The sequence below is a fragment of the Aquidulcibacter sp. genome (assembly GCF_044346625.1).
Classification (GTDB): domain Bacteria; phylum Pseudomonadota; class Alphaproteobacteria; order Caulobacterales; family Aquidulcibacteraceae; genus Aquidulcibacter.
The window spans coordinates 1-19,549 of sequence record NZ_JBIIYV010000005.1; the positions used below are offsets into that span (position 1 = coordinate 1).

Sequence of the window (19,549 nt, forward strand, 5' to 3'; positions counted from 1 at the left end):
CCTCAAATCCATCGATAGTATCTTTGCCATCCATGTTGGCCTCCATCACCAACATAAATGGTGAATCACATCACACCTGATTTGGGAATACACTCGATTCCTTTTTCAGGAAAACCGCTCTAAAGTCTCCAGATGAGTGAATTTACCATGTTCACAATCAGAAGTGTGTATTTGTTTGGTTTATTCACAGTCCCAAGCAAGTATCCTAAGTCAATGCATGGGTAATGACGTTTTTCTTTAACTAAGCCACAACACTCCTAAGGTATTGTCGAGCATTCGCTATTCAACCAGTACAAAGAAGTTTAGGTGAAACTTGAACACCATCGCAACTTACGTAAAGCTGGACTCGGAGACACTTGAGGCTGTCTTGAACCTTCATGAGCGTTATGCAAACGGGATCGACGGCGGCAAACGAGCCTCTTTGAAGTTTGTCGACTTTTCTGGGATGGACCTCTCAGGTCGCAATTTAGCAGATGCCGAGCTGACCGGCTGCGCATTTGAAAACGCCAAATTGATCAAGACAATCTTTGAGCGCGCTGTGCTTTTTGCCTGTGATTTCCGCAAGGCTGACTTGCGCGGAGCGCGTATGGCGAAAGCGGATATGCGCGGGGCAAATTTGCGCGGTGCAGACCTCTCCCATGCCGACTTGACCCAATCGGACTTCCGCGAAGGCGAAGTTGCCGTTGCAGACAAAAAAAATGGCATGATGGTCATCAAGCACCGGATGCGCCCGGGTGATGCAGAGGGCACCTTGTTTGTCGGCGCGACGCTTGACGGTTCGCAATTCAACGGCGTGCAAGCCAAGGGTGCTGACTTCCAAGACTGCTCGATGAAGGGTGCCAAGCTATCGGGTGCCATTTTGAAGGATTGCAATCTGGCTGGTGCCGACCTGCAAGATGCAGACTTAACCGGGGCTAGGTTGGAAGGTGCGCATTTTGAGGACGCAATTCTAACGGGTGTTGCCTTAGGCTACTCTAAGATTGACCCCAAGATGGCCAAAGGTGCCTTGGGCGACCCCAGCGACAGCGCAAAAATTCGTGCTATCCAACTTGAGAATATGGCCAATGAGCACCAAGCTTGGTGGGAAAGCAATGGCACCGCGGGTCAGCACGCTAAGTTCGATGGCGAGGACTTGCGTCCTATGTCTTCCATGTTCAAAGGTATGCGATTAACGGCTATCTCAGCCGTGAAATGTAACGGCGTTGGCGTGCGCTTCGTTTCGACCCAGTTGCAAGGTGCCAATTTTTCTGAAGCCGACTTGCGCGGAGCGTGTTTTGCCGGGGCCGACTTGCGCGGGGCAAACTTCACGCGTGCACGCCTGAAAAAGGCCGACTTCCGCAATGCCAAACTTAGCCCATTGCGGATCACCGCTGACAAGACCAAAGCAACCGACTTTACCGGCGCAGAAATGCGCTACGCCAATTTCGACCAAGCCGATATTCGCGAAGCCCTTTTTTATGATGTCGATATGCTGGGGACGAGCTTCCGCGGCGCGCAAGCGACAGGGGCCAAGCGGGGTAAGTCCCCCACAGCCGAACACAGTGGCAATGCTGCAACTGGCTCGCCAGCAGCTGCTGAAGCCCAGGCAAACGCCGCTTAGTCTGAACAAGGAAGAAGGCCCGATGGTGGCGGGAGAGAGACTTGAACTCTCGACCTCACGATTATGAGTCGTGCGCTCTAACCAGCTGAGCTACCCAGCCAACGCATCGGGGAGCCGTCATTTAGTGCGCATCGACTCTCGGGGCAAGCCTTTGGGTCAGTTGGGCCAAAAGAGTCTTCCGTTTGGCTTCTGTCCGCACCAAACTTGCCTCTTTCACATGGCCAAAACCACGCACATCGTCTGGCAAATTAGCCAGCTCTACAATCTGGCGATGGGTGGAAGCCGATAGGCTTTGAAGCCAGACGGACAAGTCTGCCAGATATTGATCCCGGAAGGCGCGCTCTTTAGCCCGCTCCTCTGTCGCGCCAAAAACATCAAGCGCTGTGCCGCGCAAAACTTTGCCGTGCTGCAGGACTTTAAACGCACCCAAAATCCAAGCGCCGAATGCCTGCTTCTTGGGAAGGCCGGTTGCCTCATCCTTGGCGGCAAGCAATGGTGGGGCCAACCAAATCTTCAAAGTCTTCCGGCCGCCCAAGGTGGCGTTTAGGCCATCCAGATAAGCAGGGTCGGCATACAGGCGCGCAACTTCATACTCATCCTTATAAGCCATGACCTTCGCCAGATTGACGGCTACCGCTCGTGTCAAAATGCTGCCGAGGCTTGCTTGGGTTTCAGCTTTGCGGACTTGGGCGACCGCGTCCGCATAGATTTGCGCATAGCTTTGGTTTTGATAGGCGGTCAGATGGGCAATGCGATGGGCGATTAAATCGTCGAGGGATTTTTCGGGTGGCGGCTCACGAACCGGAACCATTTCTGTTAGCCGTGCCGGATCATAGGCCGCTAGACGGCCCAAATCGAAGGCCAATACATTTTCATCAATCGCCACGCCATTGAGCTTAATCGCCCGATAAAGCCCGCGCAAGGAAACTGGAACCAAGCCACGTTGCCACGCAAAGCCCAACAGGATCATGTTGGAGTAAAGCGCATCATAGAGATATTCTTCTGCCAAGCCTTCGGCATGGATCACGCCCAGCTCGCGAACCGCTTGGCCAAACAAATCGACCTTTGGCTGGCCGCGATAGCCGCGGGTGCGGTTATGGATGAACTCGCTAGTCGGCTGAATGTCGAAATTGGCGACGGCACGGGTGGTCTCTTTGCAAACCAGATTGAGGCCATCGAGATTGGTCGCAACGATCAAGTCGCCGGCAATCATCACATCGGCAGACGCAGGTGGAACCCGACCCGAACGAATATCTTGCGGCTGATTAGCGATGCGCACATGGCTCAACACCTGCCCACCCTTTTGCGCCAGCCCGGTCATGTCGAGCGTAGAGGACGCTTTGCCGTCAACATGCGCTGCCATGCCGACAATTGCGGAGACAGTTGTCACGCCCGTTCCACCAACGCCAGTAAAGACGATGGAGCGTGGACGGTCCAAACTCATTGGCTCTGGCAGAGGGATATTGGTGGCGTCAAAGGTGGGGCGTGCCCGCTCGCGCTTGGCATTATGGCTGCCTTCAATTGTCACGAAGGACGGGCAGAAACCATCGACACAGCGCGTATCTTGATTGCAAGAGGATTGGTCGATCTGGCGCTTGGTGCCGAAATCGGTTTCGAGCGGATGGATCGATAAGCAATTGGATTGTTTAGAACAATCGCCGCAGCCTTCACATACCGCTGGATTGATATAAGCGCGGATCGAAGTCGCCTTGAGCAGCTTGCGCTTGATGCGGCGGCGCTTTTCCGTGGCGCACATTTGGTCATAGATCAGGACGGTAACGCCCTTGGTCTCGCGCAGGCGGCGCTGGACCGCGTCTAATTCTTCGCGCGGATAGACGCGGACGGACGGCTCTAGCACCACATTGGCATAGCGCGTCGGCTCGTCGGCGACGATCACGACTTTCTTGACGCCCTCACCCAGCAATTGCTTTGCAATCTGGGGCGTGGTCTGCCCGCTTTCCGTAGATTGGCCACCGGTCATGGCCACAGCGTCATTGTACAAAAGCTTATAGGTGACATTGACGTTGCCAGTCACTGCCGCGCGAATGGCCAAAGAGCCTGAGTGGGAATAGGTGCCATCGCCCAAATTGACGAACACATGGTCTTCTTCGGTAAATGGTGCTTGGCCGATCCAACCAATGCCCTCGCCGCCCATTTGGCTGGTCATGTCGGTTTGACGCTCAGGCATGAAAGTTGCCATATAATGACACCCAATCCCGGCTAGCGCGCGCGAGCCTTCAGGCACGACGGTTGAGCTATTGTGGGGGCAGCCAGAACAGAAGTGCGGTGTGCGGTGCGCGTCGCCTTCCAGCGCTTGTGCCCGGTCCTTACTTTCCTGCACGCGGTTCAAATAGGCTAAAGCCTGCTCGCGGTGTGGGCCTTCTGGCACCAAATCAAACAGCGTCTTAGCCAGCACGGGGATGGAAATCGAAGCGGTGTCTGGCAGCAATGGCGCGCCATTCAATCCCTTTTTACCAATCACCCGCGGGCGCCTGCCATCGGGCAAATCATACAAGGCATCGCGGATCTGGGGTTCGATCAAAGCGCGCTTGTGTTCGACCACCAAAAGCGTCTCTAACCCCAAGGCAAAGCCGCGCAGATGATAGGGCTCCAAAGGCCAGGGCATCGCGACTTTATAGATGGCAAAGCCTAAATCGGCGGCCAGTTCTGGACTAATCCCCAAGGCATCTAAAGCTTCGAAGATATCGCGCGTGGCCTGCCCCGTCGCGACCAGTCCGATGCGGCGCTTTGGTCCAGCCAAGATTTCCCGGTCAAGGCCATTGGCCCGCACAAAGGCTTGTGCAGCTGGCAGCTTATACTGACGTAGGCGCGCCTCTTTCGCCATCGGATCATCTCCGCGACGCAGGCTCAACCCTTCGGGCGGTAAGTCGAAGTCTGTGGGCAGGCGGATATCAAAGCGGTGGGCGCCGACATCGATCACAGCGCCCGAATCCATTGTGTCGGCCAAAGCAATCAAGCCAGTCCAAGCACCTGAAAACCGCGATAGAGCAAAACCGTACAGACCAAAATCTAGCACGTCTTGGATCGACGCGGGCGACAGGATCGGCATTTCCGCGTCGATAAAGGCAAATTCAGACTGGCTCGGCAATGTGGAGCTTTTACAGACATGATCATCGCCTGCAATCGCTAAGGTACCACCAAACTTCGACGTCCCTGCGAAGTTTGCATGCTTGAAGACGTCGCCGGTGCGGTCAACACCGGGCGCTTTGCCATACCAAATGCCAAACACCCCATCAAAGCGGGCACCAGCAAATTGTCCTAGCTGCTGGCTACCCCAAACAGCCGTCGCGCCCAGATCTTCGTTGAGGCCCGGCCAGAACTCGATGTCATGGGCTTTCAAAAGCTTAGAGGCGCGCTCCAGCTGCATGTCATAGCCGCCCAGCGGTGAGCCGCGATAGCCAGAGATAAAGCCAGCCGTGTTCAATCCGGCCTTCACATCGCGTCTTTTTTGGTCCAAAGGAAGCCGCACGAGCGCTTGGATGCCGGTGAGAAACGCTCTACCCTCGTCGAGTTCATACTTGTCGGTCAGAAGAACTTCGCGATGGAGCATCTGGTTTGGCCCTCGGGTTTATGACCACGACGAGCATGGCCTGCTTTTATCCCGGCATCATCTTCTGTTTTCGCGGAAAAAGCTTGCTCTTTTTTTCGTTATTTGCAAAAGAATGCGCAAGATACATGTTCACTTTGCCAGAATTGAGAAAAATTCGTGTCTGAAGAATTAGACGCCATTGATGTCCGCATCCTCGATCTAGTCCAAGAAGATGCGGCGCTCTCCGTTGCCGAGATTGCCGACAAGGTTGGCCTCTCGTCAAGTCCATGTTGGCGGCGGATTAAGCGGCTGGAAGAGATTGGCGTCATCACCAAGCGGGTGACCATACTGGAGCGCGCCGCCTTAGGCCTAGATTTTGAGGTCATGGCCTCTGTGAAGCTGGCCCTGCCAAACCGCGAGAACCTCGAAAAGTTTGAAGCCGCTGTGGCAACTTGGCCTGAAGTCGTCGATTGCGCAACTGTGACGGGGGCCGTCGACTATATGATTCGGGTCGTGACCACAGATATGCACGCCTATGATGGCTTCTTGCGCGACAAATTGTTGGGCCAAGGACTGGTCTCCGATGTGCAATCGCGCATCGTGATTCGCGTGGCCAAGCGCACGACTTCGGTTCCCTTGGGTCTGAGCCAGTCTAAGCGGCGTTGAGGACGGCAAAGCCGCGTTCAAGGTCCGCGATCAAGTCTTCTTGCGCTTCCAAGCCAATCGAATAGCGCATGATCGGCCCGTTTGGATGGTGGGCTGGAAACTGTCGGGTGATTTGGACGGTACTGGGCAAAGCCAAGCTCTCAAACCCACCCCATGAAAAGCCCATGGAAAAAATCTGATAAGCTTCTGCCATCGCATTGATTTTCGAAGCAGCGATTGGCTTGAACACGACCGAGAACAAGCCACCGGCACCGGTAAAGTCGCGCTGCCAAATGGCGTGGTCGGGGTGGGATGGCAGTGCAGGATGCAGCACTTGGGCGACTTCTGGCCGCCCCTCAAGCCAGCCAGCGATTTCGCGCGCAACCCGGTCTTGATGGGCCATACGCAGACCCATGGTGCGCATGCCGCGCAAGGTCAGCCAAGCATCTTCGGCGGATGTGCCGATACCCAGCATCTGGTGCATGGTTTTAAGCTTGGTCAGCCAGTCGGGGCTATTCGTGATTAAAGCGCCTGCTAGCACATCGGCATGTCCGCCCTGATACTTCGTCAAGGCTTGCATGGAGATATCCACGCCCAGATCAAACGGCCTCATATAGACGCCCGCCGTCCACGTATCGTCGATCAGGGTTGCAACACCATGCGCCTTCGCGACGGCGGTAATGGCCGGGACATCTTGCAGCTCAAACGTAAGCGAGCCAGGGCTTTCAAGGATGATCAAGCACGTGTCAGGCCGGACTAGGCCAGCAATGCCTGCCCCAATTCGTGGGTCATAAATCTCTGTTTCGACGCCATAATTGCCCAAGACTTCGCGGCAAAACCGTCTGGTCGGGCCATAGGAAGAATCGGTCAACAGCACATGGTCGCCAGCCTTTGTCGCCGCCATCAGGGCCAAGGTCAGCGCTTGCAACCCAGACGGCGCGAGCACAGTGCCAATCCCGCCAGAAATCTCGGTCAGCGCGTCACACAAGCGATCCTGCGTTGAAAGGCCTTCGAGCCCATAGCCCTTCATGTCGGCCAACGGGCCCGCGCGATAAAGGTCGTCGGCTTGATCAAACAAAATTGTCGAGCCGCGCTGGATCGGCGGATTGATCACCCGCTCATGAGAAAACGGATCGCGGCCAACTTGCACCAACCGGGTAGCCACAGAAAGGCTCTCGGCACCCCCAGCTTTTGACTTCTTGCTCATCCAGCAGCCTCAGTCTCGATCGGCGAGGCAGGGTCTGCTGCCCACTCGCTCCACGCCCCGTCATAGACAGGCACATCCCACAGCCCCAGACGGGCTAAGGCTAAAGCAATGACGCAGGCGGTGACCCCAGAGCCGCAGGTGGTCACTAAGCGTTTACTCAAATCGACACCCGCGGCCTTAAAGACCTCCGCCAAGTCGGCTGGGTCCTTCATCGTGTTGTCAGGCTTCAACAAGCTTGAGAAAGGCACATTGAAGGCACCGGGCATATGGCCGCTGGGTAGATTGGCGCGCGGTTCAGGTGCTGTTCCCGCGAAACGCCCTGCAGGGCGGGCATCAAGAATTTGCGCGACCCCAGATTGGACCTTTGCCAAGACTTGGCCCTTATCGCGGATCAAATCGGCGCGACGGCGAACGGTAAAGTGGCGTTCACGCGCGATCGGGGGCATATCCTCTGTCGCACGATTCTCAGCCTGCCATTTCGGCAAACCGCCATCGAGAACCACAACATCGTCATGACCCATATGGCGAAACATCCACCACACCCGGGCAGCAGAGAACACACCTGTGCTGTCATAAATGACCAAACGCAAGCCGTCGCCTAGGCCCAGTTTTTTCACCCGGCTCGCGAATTTTTCAGGGCTGGGCATCATATGGGGAAACGGGCTGGTGGTGTCTGAAATCTCATCAATATCAAAGAAGACTGCGCCTGGAATATGGGCCACATCATACTCTTCCTTGGCATTGCGCCCAGCCGCTGGCATATGCCAAGACGCATCAATAATGCGTACGTCTGGCGCATCAAGCTTGTCGGCCAGCCATTGCGTGGAAACTAACGGATCATCAGGATTGGCCCAGCCTGCCATTGTCTTATCCTCAACCAGTTCATTGCGCTGCACGCCCAAGGCGTGCGACACGGGGTTTTTTCAGTTCTTATGATCCACTAAAGGGATTTCAGCGTAAGTTGCAAAGAATATCTCATAACCCAACGGCACAACAAAGCACATGAACGACGAATTCATCACGGACACGATTCAACAGGATCAGCGCTATCAGGCGCTCTTGCTGGACTACGCGGCAGGAAGCCTACCGCGTGGGCCTGCTTTGGTGGTTTCGGCGCACTTGGCCTTGCAACCCCAAGCGCGCGAGTTCACACGCACCTTTGATGCGGCTGGCGGCATATTGTTGGACGCGATTGAGCCGGTGGACATTGCCCAGCCAACTTGGTTGGCGGCCGAAGTTGGCCAAGACTATTCAAATCATGCGCTACGCGAGATTGATGATATGACCCATGTCTTGTCGTCACTCGACCAAGGTCGTTGGCGTCGCAATTTGGCTGGCATGTTGATGATGCCTTTGCCGGGCAGTGATGCTGAATTGCTGAAGCTAGAAGCGGGCCGCAAGGTTCCCGAACACGGCCACGCAGGTCTTGAAGTCACGCTTGTCCTTTCAGGCGCTTTGGACGATGGCAATCAAGTCTATCGTCGCGGCGATTTATTGGTGCATGATGAAGACAGCGAGCATCAACCCGGTGCAGCCAAGGGTGGCGATTGCATTTGTTTGATCGCGCAAACCGGCCCAATACACCTGAAGGGCCCCTTGGGCTGGCTGATTAACCGTTTCAACTGACTTTTGCCTGATACTCTCCTTAGCTTTCATTGAAAGAGGTTTTTGCGATGTCTGCCCACAGCACCTTCCAGAAGTGCATTTTTGCTGCCGTCATTGTGCTGGGTGGCACGGCGATGGCGTCTAGCGCGGCCGCTGCCACGACGCCGGGGCGGACGGAGTTTGAAATTCTGATGAACGGCAAGCCTGTAGGTCGTCACAGCGTGACGGTCTTTAAATCTGCCGATATCACAAATGTTCGCATTGCGATCGATATGGCAGGCAAGATTGGTCCAATCGGGTTTACCTATCGACACCGGTGCGAAGAAGCTTGGCGCGGTACCCAACTCACCAGCCTGAACTGCACCGATAAGGAAAATCGGTCTAGCAAGTCTGTCGCGGCGAATTTGCGCGGCACAGACCTAGTTGTCGACGGCACAGGTTTCAAAGGTAGCGCTCCGGCGAGCCTGCTACCGTCCAGCTGGTGGCGATTCAGCACCATCAATCAAACCCGCCTCCTCGATAGCCGCGATGGCAAGCTAAGCCGCGTCAATGTGAACCGGGTTGGCGAAGAAGTGCTGCAGATCGGTGGTGCCCCAGTTAAGGCCAATCACTACCGCGTTCGCGGCGCTGTCAATACAGACCTGTGGTACGACGGGACGGGGCGCTGGGTGCGCACTGCGTTCAAGATTGCGGGCCAAAGCTTTGACTATCGCAAGGTGACTACCCTTACCGGATCGCCTCGCGAATAGGCCTAAACGCTTGAATTCCGGCGGTTGGCCTCAATTTCGGCTCGAATGCGAGACTGTTCTGCCGCATCAATCGGGAAGCCGCGCATCAAAATGATCGAGACGAGTTTCAGGCCAATTGGAATGGCGCAATAAAGCGCGACAAGGCTGTTTAGCGCCAAGTCGGTTTGGCTGCCGCCTTGCGTATTGAACCCGACCAATCCCAAGATTCCAAAGGCCGCCCCGGCCGCCACCGCTAGAGCCAGCTTGGTCGCCACGCTCCACAGCGCAAAGTAGAGGCCGGTTCGGGGCGCTTGACCGGTTTTGAGCTCATCAAGGTCGACAACATCAGCCTGCATGGCCGCTGGCAACACGATGTCGGCACCCAAAGCCAGACCCGAGCCGACGCAGACGATTAGAAACAAGATCCAATCCTGTGGCCCGGTAACGCCCAACGCCAGCGCAAAAATCAGGCAGGCCCAAACCATCGCCCACCGCCAGACGCGGTCTTTGCCAAACCTCCCGCCCAACCAAGCCCAAAAGGGCGCAGAGATTAGGCCTGCGAGAAAATAGGTCCCCAACAAGGCGCCTTGCAGGTCGGGGCGGCCCAAACGCTCGGATACGAAATAGAGAAACAAAGTCGCCGGTAGCCCATTGGCAATGCCATTGATAACATAGGCCACAACTAAGCGCCGAAATGGCTCATTGCCGGCACAATCCTTCAAACCCTCCTTCAAACTGGCCACCGGCTGTGTGGTCAAAGGGGGGTCTGGCACCAAAAGCACACAGATGCCGCACGCCAAAGGCGTTGTGATCGCAGCAAACAGCCCCAGCATTGCCAAAGCTTCCCGAAGCGGGCCGCCGTTTGAGACAATGGCCACAAGACCCACCGCGCCAATCACACCTAGAACCGTGGCAATCTCGCGCCACGCCGTCACCACAATGCGCTCGCGATAATCAGGGCTGAGCTCTGCGCCCCACGCATTCAGGGGCAGCGTTATGGCTGCCCAAGAAATTGAAACCAGCAGGGTCCAAAGCGCAAAATAGGCGGCCCCTGCCCCATCGGGCGGCGTCATAATCATATAGGCCGACCAAGCCGCCAACGGGCTCGCCAGAAGAACCCAAGGCCTGCGCCGCCCAAAGCGGCCACCGGTTTGGTCCGACAAACGGCCAGCCGCCAAATCGCTTGCCGCATCTAACACGCGCACAATCAACAGGATAAGGCCAATCATGCCCGCCCCGATGCCAACTTCCTTGGCATAAAAGGTCGGTGCAAACATGTAGAAGGGCTGGCCCAAAGCTGCGATGGGCACCGCTGGCAACGCATAGGCAAATAACCGCAATGGCGAGACGGTTACGGCAGTGCTGGAGCGCGCTTGATCAGTCATGCGGGTAACATGGTGCCTGCAACCCAAGCTGCCAAGCCGCTAGACAGCGGTGAATTTCGCTCGTAAATGTGTGAAATTCACACACATTGAGTGCCAATGTGTAAGATTAACACAAAGCGGATGTCAAAATGCCCTCTCAAGGTCGGAAATTCATCGTCATAGGCGGCGCAGGTCTCGTTGGCAGCGCAGTTGCGCGGCATTTGGCAGATGATGGTAGCGCACAAGTGATCATCTGCGACCAATTAGGCTCTAGTGCTTCGGGCAAATGGGCCAATCTGCCCGCGAAACTGGCGGATCTTTGGTCCCCAGACGATCTTATGAAGCATCTCGACCTGGCTTGGCGCGAAGTTGCAGGCGTTTTGTGTTTTGCTGATGCGGGCCATAGCGCGGGCGACATGGATGCCTTGTTTGAGACTTCGTACCATTTACCACGACGCGTATGGGACTATGGCGTTGCTAAACAGCGGGCGATCTATTGGGCATCGTCCATGCAGGTTTATGGCGACGCAACGCCGGACCTCTCCACAGACCCGAATGTGATTGCTGGCTTCCAGCCTAAGACAGCCTTTGGCCGCGCCAAGCAAGCGTTTGACTATTTTGCCGCCAGCCAAGGCACAGGCCCAGATGCTGCCCCGATTGCCACAGGCTTTCGCTTGGCTTCCGTCTATGGCCAAGGCGAAGGGCACAAGGGCGCACTCGCCAGCCTGCCACACCGCGCCCTGGAACACGCAGCGGCCGACCGGCCCTTGGCTCTCTGGGAAGCCAGCCGCGATTGGGTCCATGTTGAGGATGCAGCCAATGTGATCGCCCAGATCGTTCTGCAGGGTCATGCTGGCTTCTTTGATGTGGGCAGCGGGTCCTTGACCTCTGTCGCAGCCATAGCCAAGGCCAGCGAAGTGGCAACGGGCAAAGCTTTGACCATTGAAACGCGTTCGGCTCCCGCCGATGTGTGCGCCAATCAAACTGCGGCCGCCGATCACACTGCCCTTGAAAAGCTGGGCCTTACGTACACATTCCGAACGATGGAAGCCGGACTGTCCCCTCTGTGAGCGCGCCTGACGCCATCACCCATGCCGCCCGCCTCTTGCAGGCGCGCTATGGCGAAGATGGCGCTGTGATTGCGGTTATGCGCGCGGCAGAAGCCGCCGCCATGGGCGACCTTGAGATGGCAGATCATTGGGAAGCGGTGGCGGCAATGATTGATGAACCAGACGCCACAGCTCCGGATGCCTTAAACTAGCCCCCGCCCCGCGCCATCACCCCATAAAGCAGTTGCGCAAAAGGCGTGATGATTTAGAAGGCCTCTGACCTGTCCGTTAGGGCCATTTGGCCCTGTCGCGCCAACCACGCACCCGGGGATCCTTATGACCACTTTTGACCGTGACGCCTTTATCGCTGGCCTGCCCAAAGCAGAGCTTCACTTGCATTTGGAAGGCTCGCTGGAACCCGAACTGATGTTTGCTTTGGCCCAGCGTAACAAGATCGCGATCCCGTTCAACAGCGTCGAAGAAGTCCGCGCCGCTTACAGCTTCTCCAATCTGCAAGACTTTCTCGACATTTATTACCAAGGCGCGGGCGTGCTACAGGTGGAGCAGGACTTTTATGATCTAACCATGGCGTATCTGAAGCGCGTTGCCGCCGATGCTTGCCGCCATGTGGAAGTCTTCTTTGACCCCCAAACCCATACCGATCGCGGCATTGAGATGGGGGTGGTTATCGGCGGTATCGCGCGGGCTTTGGCCGATGGCGAGACCCAATTGGGCGTAACCTCAAAACTTATTCTCTGCTTCCTGCGCCACTTGGACGAAGAAGCAGCGTTTGCGACTTTAGAAGCGGCAGAGCCTTATCTCGCCCATATCTTTGGCGTCGGCCTCGATTCTAGCGAAGTGGGGCACCCACCGTCGAAATTTGCGCGCGTCTTTGAAGCGGCGCGCGCCAAGGGCCTGCATCTATTTGCCCACGCCGGTGAAGAAGGCCCGCCAGCCTATGTCTGGGAAGCGCTCGACCTGCTCAAAATCGACCGCATAGACCATGGCAATCGCGCCCTGGAGGATGAAACCTTGGTCGCGCGCATCGCCCAAGACGGCCTGACCTTGACCGTATGCCCGCTGTCAAACCTCTCCCTATGCGTGGTCCATGACCTTACCCAACACCCCTTGCGCACTATGTTGGAAAAGGGCCTCAAAGCCACGATCAACTCAGACGATCCGGCCTATTTCGGCGGCTATCTCAACGCCAATTGGCATGCCATCGCCAAAGCTTTGGACCTCAGTAAGGATGAATTGGTGTGCTTGGCGCATAACAGCTTCACCGGCAGCTATTTGACCTCAGCCGAGAAGCAGGCCCATGCTGAAGCGATTGAGGCTTGGGCGGCACGTTTCTAGCCCCATCCGCCCTCTGCCCCGATCCAGGGCCGAAAGGTTCGTAACATGACCACAATAAAGCCACTGGCGCTACTTGGATTGGGTCTTGTTGCCCTCAGTAGCTGTGCCAGTCAGCCTCCAGCCGAAAAGTCCAAGGCCATGATTTTTACCGTCGCCGACTCGGACACCTCCAAGACGCTGAAGACCGGGCAGAGCTTTGAGGTAAAGTTGCTGGGCACCCCCACGGCAGGCTATTCGTGGGAAGTGCAGTCCTTGCCTACGGGCGTGACCTTGGTCGACAAAGCTTCAGAGCCTGAAAACCCTAAAGGGCGGGCGCAAGGCATGGTGGGCGGCAATGATTGGACAAGCTTCCACTTCAAAACCACTTCTGCCCCTGTGGATTTGCAAGGCACGGCTGGCCAAGCCTTGGTTCTGCGTTATGCGCGGCCTTGGGAATTTGAAGCTGGGAAGCCTGCCGATCAAATCTGGCAAATGCAGATTGTGGTGAAGCCGGGGTCTTGAGAAGGTGCCCTCTGAGCCCCCAACAAAAAAGGGGTCCAGCTGGCCCCCTTTCTTCCTGATATGAGAGATGTCAGTGTCGTCGTCGCAAATTCTCAAGTTCTTCCTTCAGCTTGAGTTTCTGTCGTTTTAGAGCGGCAATCTGTGCGTCACTTGAGGCTAGGCTTTTCATTTCGTTTTGGATCGCTAAATCAAGCTTTGCGTGTTTATCAGACAGTTCACGGATATGCGCTTCAATCGCCATGTGGCGGCCTCCTTTGCGTTCAGAGACCTGTAGGGAAACACGTGATAGGGGAATCGCCAAGTACTTTTTTGTCGCATGCCAAACAAGGTTTATCACGATCATGTCAAAGCGCTTGATAATAGGGATAAGTGGAGCTTCGGGCGCTGTTTATGGTGTCCGCGCCTTGGACATGCTGGCCGAACTTGGGGTCGAAACCCACCTTGTACTGACCAAAGCGGCTGAACTGACTCTCGCTTCAGAGGGCTTGCCCAACTCCACCGCATTGAAGAGTCGCGCCTCCTACGTGCACAAGATCGCCGATGTGGGGGCTTCGATCGCGTCGGGCTCGTTTAAGACCGATGGTATGCTGATTGCGCCCTGCTCGGTGCGTACCATGGGCGAAATTGCCACCGGCGTGACCTCAAACCTATTGACGCGCGCAGCCGATGTTCAATTGAAGGAACGTCGGCGCGTCGTCTTGATGCTGCGCGAGACGCCCTATCATCTGGGCCATATTCGCACGATGGCAGCCGTCACGGAAATGGGCGGCATCATCTTCCCGCCTGTGCCTGCGTTCTACGCCCAATTGGAAACCCTTGATGCTGTCGTCACCCAATCGGTAGGCCGCGCCCTAGATCTTCTCGGGTTTGAGGTCAAAGGCATCAAGCGTTGGGGGGAAGATGTCGGGCCCGTCTGAGCACGATCCACGCCTCACCATCTGGGACTTTGCGCTGGCCTTCTACGCCCAAGATGGGGTTGAGGCGGATTGCCTGACAGCGCAAGACCACTATGCGCTGGACGTGACTTATCTGATCTTTGCCCTCCATCGGGCCCGCCTTGGGCAAGGGTTTGAAGCCACCGATACCCAGCGCTTGGCACAAAAGCTGACCCGCCAATTGGTAACGCCCCTGCGCCAACGCCGACGCGCCCTGAAAACCGAACCCAAGACGGAGGCCCCCACTTTGGTTGCCGAAACCCGGGTTCAATTGTTGGCTGCTGAATTAGCCTCCGAACAAACCATTTTGCAGATTTTACATTTAAGCGAAATTAAGGGGCAGCCCTTAAGTGGCTATGACGGCCTGATCCAATGCGTCCGTGCAGCCCATGTCCCTCTTGACGCGGCGCTAGACGCACTGTTGAAGCGCCTCGCCCATGCTGGGCAATCGGTTTGATAACTTGGCACGCGCTCAGAATGAGGAAGCCTAATGGCAAACGACTGGACTTCACCTTCCGAAGATGCCGATGCAGAACGCTTCGAGGCCAAAATTTATGCGCTGCGTGAGGAACACCGCGCCCTAGATGGTGCGATCCAAGCCCTGCAAGAGACCGCGCCCTATGACCAAATTGGCATCATGCGCCTGAAGCGCCGCAAACTCGCCCTCAAAGACGAAATCGCACATTGGGAAGACCAATTGACGCCGGATATCATTGCTTGAGGGGCAAGCCTCAATACATCGTGAAAACAACCGAAATATCGTAATCCTTTAGGCACGGCGCGGGCACATTCGCGGGCAGATCAAACTGCCAAGTTGAAATCCCATTGAGGGTCGCTTCGCCATAGGAAGAATCAGGCACGGCACCAATGACGCGGGGACGGATAACCTTGCCATCGGGCGCGAGGTCCGTCAGAACCTGCACGCCGCCTAAGTTTACGGTAAAATAGCCGACTTGCATGGGTTCAATATCGCGCCCAACCCGTTTGCGCTTAAACTTTGTGAAACCCGCACATTCTGGCTTTGGGCTCATGACTTTAGCCACTTCTTCTTCCGTCATGTCTCGGGGCTCAGAACGGCTCCATTTAATCCTGCTTGCCGTACCTCCATTAGCCGAGTTAGTAGCCTGAATCAGGCCATTCACGACCATTTGCCAGGCACTTAAGGCCCCCCACGTTGGATCATCGGACTGACGCATGGGTCCATACGCAACCCGCGCCTTTAGGATGTCCTCATAGGCTACCAGCAATTTGTTTTGATCAGACAATTTAGAGACGGCTCGTGCCAAATTGACCAGTGCTAAGCGATCAACATCCTTCGGATTTAATCGCTGCACTTCTGCCGCGCTTCGCTCTGCGAGTTTCGCACCAAGGCTAGACCTGCCGGTCACCGAAAAGTGGATGGACGCCCGCAACAAGGCGTCGGCAACCAGCATATCCCCCCAAGCCCCCTCGACCGCTTGAGCAGCGACGTCGATGGCTTGCGCTTTCTTAGGCAACTGACGCGTCGTCGCGGCCTCGAACTCAGCATAGGCCAACAGAAACTGCGCTTCCGGAGCCTTATAGGCCTTGGCCCCAACCTCGGCGAGTTCAACCGCGCGCTTTGCAGGCTCCAACCCCTCGGGGGCTTTGCCGATCAAGGCGAGCGACCAAGCTGCATTAAAGGCAAGCCCCGCCGTATTGGCATTCGTGGGGCCCCAAGTGGTCTCCGCATTTTTCCAAGCCACTTGGGCATAAGCGGCAGCATCGACCAGCTTGCCGTCGGCCACTGCCTGATCATAGGCGCGGTAGGCAATCATGGGATCGTTGGAGGTTGGGTTGCTTGAATCAGCGAAAGCAGACCCAACGCTGAAAGCTAAACAGGTGACGCTTAAAAGTAAGCGCTTCGCTTGAGAAAGCATATTAACCCCCATAAAAATTGCTCTAAAAATAGCACCCGCTCATAGCAACTATATCGCACAGCTTAAGTGCGATTTTCTAGGTCTGCAACTTCTTTTTGAGCGGGAGCTTTAGGAAAAAATACTTCCGGCGGAAACCGGATTTCCACGCAAGAAATCGGTCGCATCCAAAGCGCCTTTGCCCTCGCGCTGGACCTTCAAAAGGCGCAACGCCCCCTGTCCGCAGGCGATGAGGAGGCGGTCATCCAGCGCAGTCCCCGCAGCGCCCTCACCTGCTTCTGCTTGGCACAAGAGTATCTTTGCGCGTGCGCCATCAGGCAAAAGACACCAAGCGCCGGGAAAGGGTGAAAAAGCACGAATGGCACGGTCTAGGACGTCGGCAGGCTTTGCCCAATCAATCTTAGTCTCAGCCCGGTCGATCTTGGCCGCATAGGCGATGCCGTCTTGAGCTTGTGGCACACAGGGCAAAGCGCCTGCGGCAATCTGTGGCAAAGCCTCAACCATCAAAGCCGCCCCGAGGCTTGCAAGGCGGTCATGTAAGGTGCCTGTGGTATCTTGCGCGCTAATTGGCGTGCGGGCGGTGGCATAAATGCCGCCTGTATCGAGGCCGACCTCCATCGCCATGACTTGTACGCCGGTCTCAACGTCACCGGCCGCAATGGCCCGCTGCATCGGCGCCGCCCCACGCCAGCGCGGCAGAAGCGAGCCATGCAGATTAAAACAGCCTAAGCGGGTCGCGTCTAAAACGGCTTTCGGTAGGATCAAGCCGTACGCAACGACAATGGCAGCATCGGCCTGCACAGCGGCAAACTCGGCTTGTGCTTCGGCCCCCTTCAAGCTCGCTGGGGTGCGCACTTCGATACCGCGCGCTTCTGCCCAAGCATGCACCGCCGTTGAGCGCAGCGCTTTGCCGCGTCCGGCAGGCTTAGGCGGTTGAGAGTAAACACAGGCGATCTCGTGACCCGCTTCAACTAAAGCCGCCAAGGTCGGCACCGCGAAATCGGGGGAGCCCATGAAGATTAGGCGAAGGGGCGAAGGCGCAGTCACGTCGGGCTCACGCAGCCCGCTTGATCTTCTTCACTTTGGCCAAAGCGCGATCCCGGCGCAGGCGCGAGAGGTGATCGATGAACAAAATGCCTTCCAAATGGTCCATCTCATGCTGAATGCAGGTCGCGAACATGCCTTCGGCATCTTCCTCCACCAGCTCATTCTCACGGTTGAGATAGCGCAGGCGCACTTTGGCGGGGCGTTCCAGCTCATCATAATATTCGGGAACCGACAAACAACCCTCTTCATAAGGGGCCAAATCGTCGCTGTGCCAAATGATTTCAGGGTTCACAAAGAAGCGCGGTGCCCGATGGTCTGGCGCATCGGCCTTGCCCCATTCAAGGTCCATGACGATCACGCGGACGGGCTCGCCAATCTGAACAGCGGCCAAACCAATGCCCTTGGCTTCATACATGCTTTCCAGCATCTCATCCATCAAAGCGCGGATGGCATCATCAACCGCCGTAACCGGGGTAGAGATTTGCTTTAGAATAGGGTTCGGAACGGTGAGAATAGGGCGTGCGGTCATGTCGCTTAGGTATGAGCGCGAGGACAAAAGGTCAAGTAAACGGGGTGTGAGGGATGGGGCTCAGAATGTCGAAGTGCGCGATGCGGAGCTTTCATCGCACGGTGAAAGGCGCTTTTGCGCAGAGACCCCTTCACTTCCCCGTTTACGAGCAAGCTCCGGCGAAGCCGGTGAAAGGGTAGGCTCCGCAAAGGTCGCCACAAACACCCTAATCCACCGCGTGCAAGGCCTCACCAATCGTGTCGACCAAGCGGTCGATATGGCTTTCTTCAATGATTAGCGGTGGCGACAGAGCGATGATATCTCCCGTGACGCGAATCAGGGCACCGGCTTCATAGGCCTTGATGAAGACATCATAGCCGCGTGCACCCACCACACCATCGCGGGGGCTGAGTTCAATCCCGCCGATCAGGCCCAGATTACGGACATCAATGACATGGGGTGCGCCTTTGAGTTCATGCAAGCGCTTCTGCCAATAGGGCCCGATCTCGGCCGCGCGTGTCATCAAGCCTTCGCGCTCCATAATGTCCATCGTGGCAAGCCCTGCTGCACAGGCCGCTGGATGGCCCGAGCAGGTATAACCGTGGAACAGCTCAATCATGTTCTCAGGGCCCGTCATATAGGCATCATGGACTTCGCGGCGGGCAAATACCGCCCCCATCGGCAAAGCGCCATTATTGATGCCCTTGGCAGTACAAATCAGGTCAGGCCGCACGCCCAAAGCTTGGGTGGCAAATGCCTTTCCCAAACGGCCGTAGCCGGTGATGACCTCATCAAAGATCAAAAGACAGCCAACGCGATCGCAAGCTGCGCGCAATTCTTCGAGATAGCCCACAGGCGGGATCAAAACCCCGGTGGAGCCTGCAACCGGCTCAACAATCACAGCAGCAATGGTTTCAGGGCCGTGCAGCGCAGCAATCCGGTCCAATTCCTTGGCCAGATGCGCGCCCTGGGGCGGTTGGCCTTGGGCGAAGACATTCTCAGCCAAGCCATGGGTATGGGGCAGATGGTCAACGCCCGGCAGGCCCGGACCAAAGACGCGGCGATTGGTGACAATGCCGCCCACCGAAATGCCGCCAAAATTCGTCCCATGATAGCCGCGCTCGCGCCCAATCAAGCGCGTTCGGCGGTGGTCGCCACGGGCATAATGATAGCCCAAAGCGATCTTCAGCGTCGTCTCAACACTCTCAGAGCCGGAATTGGTGAAAAAGACGCGGTCAAACCCATCGGGCGCTATGCTGGCCAAACGCTCAGCAAATTCAAAGGCGATCGGATGACCCATTTGAAAGGTCGGCGCATAGTCCAACGTCGCCATCTGGCGGGCCACCGCATCGACAATCTCTTGCCGTCCATGGCCTGCATTGACCGTCCACAGACCCGCGGTGCCATCGAGGATCTCGCGGTCATCATGGCTGCGATAAAACATGCCCGAAGCCGAAACCAGCAATCGTGGTCCGGCCTTAAAGCGGCGGTTGGCCGTAAACGGCATCCAGAAGGCATCGGTGGCGGGGGTATTGGAGGGCGCAGGATTTGTCATAACA

General features: G+C 56.5%; 20 protein-coding genes and 1 tRNA gene. 11 read left to right on the plus strand and 10 right to left on the minus strand.

The window, feature by feature from the left end:
- Positions 1-313 precede the first annotated feature (313 nt).
- Positions 314-1,600, plus strand: a complete 1,287-nt coding sequence (locus tag ACIQ20_RS02805; protein ID WP_395777218.1) for a pentapeptide repeat-containing protein — start codon at positions 314-316, stop codon at positions 1,598-1,600.
- A gap of 23 nt (positions 1,601-1,623) precedes the next feature.
- Here the strand turns inward: ACIQ20_RS02805 and ACIQ20_RS02810 are convergent.
- Positions 1,624-1,700, minus strand: a tRNA-Met gene (locus tag ACIQ20_RS02810).
- Between the two features lie 21 nt (positions 1,701-1,721).
- A complete protein-coding gene (locus tag ACIQ20_RS02815) occupies positions 1,722-5,171 on the minus strand; it encodes an indolepyruvate ferredoxin oxidoreductase family protein (RefSeq protein WP_395777220.1) in 3,450 nt (1,149 codons plus the stop codon).
- Between the two features lie 156 nt (positions 5,172-5,327).
- Between ACIQ20_RS02815 and ACIQ20_RS02820 the strand changes: the two genes are divergently transcribed.
- Positions 5,328-5,816: an Lrp/AsnC family transcriptional regulator gene (locus ACIQ20_RS02820; RefSeq protein ID WP_290801781.1), complete on the plus strand. Its 489-nt coding sequence runs from the start codon at positions 5,328-5,330 to the stop codon at positions 5,814-5,816.
- On the opposite strand, the gene metC is transcribed toward ACIQ20_RS02820, so the two are convergent.
- The gene (gene metC, locus ACIQ20_RS02825; protein ID WP_395777222.1) at positions 5,803-7,002 is read right to left on the minus strand and encodes a cystathionine beta-lyase; all 1,200 of its coding nucleotides are present in this window, start codon (positions 7,000-7,002) and stop codon (positions 5,803-5,805) included. The genes ACIQ20_RS02820 and metC overlap by 14 nt on opposite strands.
- Positions 6,999-7,916, minus strand: a complete 918-nt coding sequence (sseA, locus tag ACIQ20_RS02830) for a 3-mercaptopyruvate sulfurtransferase (protein ID WP_395777224.1) — start codon at positions 7,914-7,916, stop codon at positions 6,999-7,001. The genes metC and sseA overlap by 4 nt, the downstream gene beginning before the upstream one ends.
- 88 nt (positions 7,917-8,004) lie before the next feature.
- Here sseA and ACIQ20_RS02835 point away from each other — a divergent pair, with 88 nt between their 5' ends.
- Positions 8,005-8,628 (plus strand): ChrR family anti-sigma-E factor, encoded by a 624-nt coding sequence (locus tag ACIQ20_RS02835; RefSeq protein WP_395777226.1) that lies wholly within the window; start codon positions 8,005-8,007, stop codon positions 8,626-8,628.
- Positions 8,629-8,675: 47 nt separating this feature from the next.
- Positions 8,676-9,356, plus strand: a complete 681-nt coding sequence (locus tag ACIQ20_RS02840) for a DUF6134 family protein (RefSeq protein ID WP_395777228.1) — start codon at positions 8,676-8,678, stop codon at positions 9,354-9,356.
- A gap of 2 nt (positions 9,357-9,358) precedes the next feature.
- On the opposite strand, the gene ACIQ20_RS02845 is transcribed toward ACIQ20_RS02840, so the two are convergent.
- Positions 9,359-10,720, minus strand: a complete 1,362-nt coding sequence (locus tag ACIQ20_RS02845; RefSeq protein WP_395777230.1) for an MFS transporter — start codon at positions 10,718-10,720, stop codon at positions 9,359-9,361.
- A gap of 128 nt (positions 10,721-10,848) precedes the next feature.
- On the opposite strand from ACIQ20_RS02845, the gene ACIQ20_RS02850 reads away from it, so the two are divergent.
- From ACIQ20_RS02850 to ACIQ20_RS02865, 4 genes are all read left to right on the plus strand, one after another.
- The gene (locus tag ACIQ20_RS02850) at positions 10,849-11,769 is read left to right on the plus strand and encodes an NAD-dependent epimerase/dehydratase family protein (RefSeq protein WP_395777232.1); all 921 of its coding nucleotides are present in this window, start codon (positions 10,849-10,851) and stop codon (positions 11,767-11,769) included.
- A complete protein-coding gene (locus ACIQ20_RS02855) occupies positions 11,766-11,960 on the plus strand; it encodes a hypothetical protein (protein ID WP_395777234.1) in 195 nt (64 codons plus the stop codon). Before ACIQ20_RS02850 ends, ACIQ20_RS02855 begins: the two co-directional genes overlap by 4 nt.
- Positions 11,961-12,084: 124 nt before the next feature.
- Positions 12,085-13,104, plus strand: coding sequence for an adenosine deaminase (locus ACIQ20_RS02860; protein ID WP_395777236.1), 1,020 nt, complete (start codon positions 12,085-12,087; stop codon positions 13,102-13,104).
- Between the two features lie 45 nt (positions 13,105-13,149).
- Positions 13,150-13,605: a protease inhibitor I42 family protein gene (locus tag ACIQ20_RS02865; RefSeq protein WP_395777238.1), complete on the plus strand. Its 456-nt coding sequence runs from the start codon at positions 13,150-13,152 to the stop codon at positions 13,603-13,605.
- A 70-nt stretch (positions 13,606-13,675) separates the two neighbouring features.
- On the opposite strand, the gene ACIQ20_RS02870 is transcribed toward ACIQ20_RS02865, so the two are convergent.
- On the minus strand, positions 13,676-13,846 hold the full coding sequence (locus tag ACIQ20_RS02870; RefSeq protein WP_290807887.1) for a YdcH family protein: 171 nt from the start codon (positions 13,844-13,846) through the stop codon (positions 13,676-13,678).
- Positions 13,847-13,946: 100 nt separating this feature from the next.
- Here ACIQ20_RS02870 and ACIQ20_RS02875 point away from each other — a divergent pair, with 100 nt between their 5' ends.
- From ACIQ20_RS02875 to ACIQ20_RS02885, 3 genes are read left to right on the plus strand one after another with little or no spacing between them, the layout of a single operon-like run.
- Positions 13,947-14,522, plus strand: a complete 576-nt coding sequence (locus ACIQ20_RS02875; protein WP_313587890.1) for a UbiX family flavin prenyltransferase — start codon at positions 13,947-13,949, stop codon at positions 14,520-14,522.
- Entirely contained in the window at positions 14,506-14,997 is a 492-nt protein-coding gene (locus ACIQ20_RS02880; RefSeq protein ID WP_395777241.1) for a TIGR02444 family protein, read from the plus strand. Before ACIQ20_RS02875 ends, ACIQ20_RS02880 begins: the two co-directional genes overlap by 17 nt.
- 33 nt (positions 14,998-15,030) lie before the next feature.
- On the plus strand, positions 15,031-15,261 hold the full coding sequence (locus tag ACIQ20_RS02885; protein ID WP_395777243.1) for a YdcH family protein: 231 nt from the start codon (positions 15,031-15,033) through the stop codon (positions 15,259-15,261).
- Positions 15,262-15,271: 10 nt separating this feature from the next.
- Here ACIQ20_RS02885 and ACIQ20_RS02890 read toward each other — a convergent pair whose 3' ends face one another.
- From ACIQ20_RS02890 to ACIQ20_RS02905, 4 genes are all read right to left on the minus strand, one after another.
- The gene (locus ACIQ20_RS02890) at positions 15,272-16,438 is read right to left on the minus strand and encodes a hypothetical protein (protein ID WP_395777245.1); all 1,167 of its coding nucleotides are present in this window, start codon (positions 16,436-16,438) and stop codon (positions 15,272-15,274) included.
- Between the two features lie 108 nt (positions 16,439-16,546).
- On the minus strand, positions 16,547-17,449 hold the full coding sequence (fmt, locus tag ACIQ20_RS02895) for a methionyl-tRNA formyltransferase (protein WP_395777378.1): 903 nt from the start codon (positions 17,447-17,449) through the stop codon (positions 16,547-16,549).
- 40 nt (positions 17,450-17,489) lie between these two features.
- Positions 17,490-18,011 (minus strand): peptide deformylase, encoded by a 522-nt coding sequence (gene def / locus ACIQ20_RS02900; RefSeq protein ID WP_395777247.1) that lies wholly within the window; start codon positions 18,009-18,011, stop codon positions 17,490-17,492.
- A 205-nt stretch (positions 18,012-18,216) separates the two neighbouring features.
- Entirely contained in the window at positions 18,217-19,545 is a 1,329-nt protein-coding gene (locus ACIQ20_RS02905) for an aspartate aminotransferase family protein (RefSeq protein WP_395777249.1), read from the minus strand.
- Between the last annotated feature and the right edge of the window lie 4 nt (positions 19,546-19,549).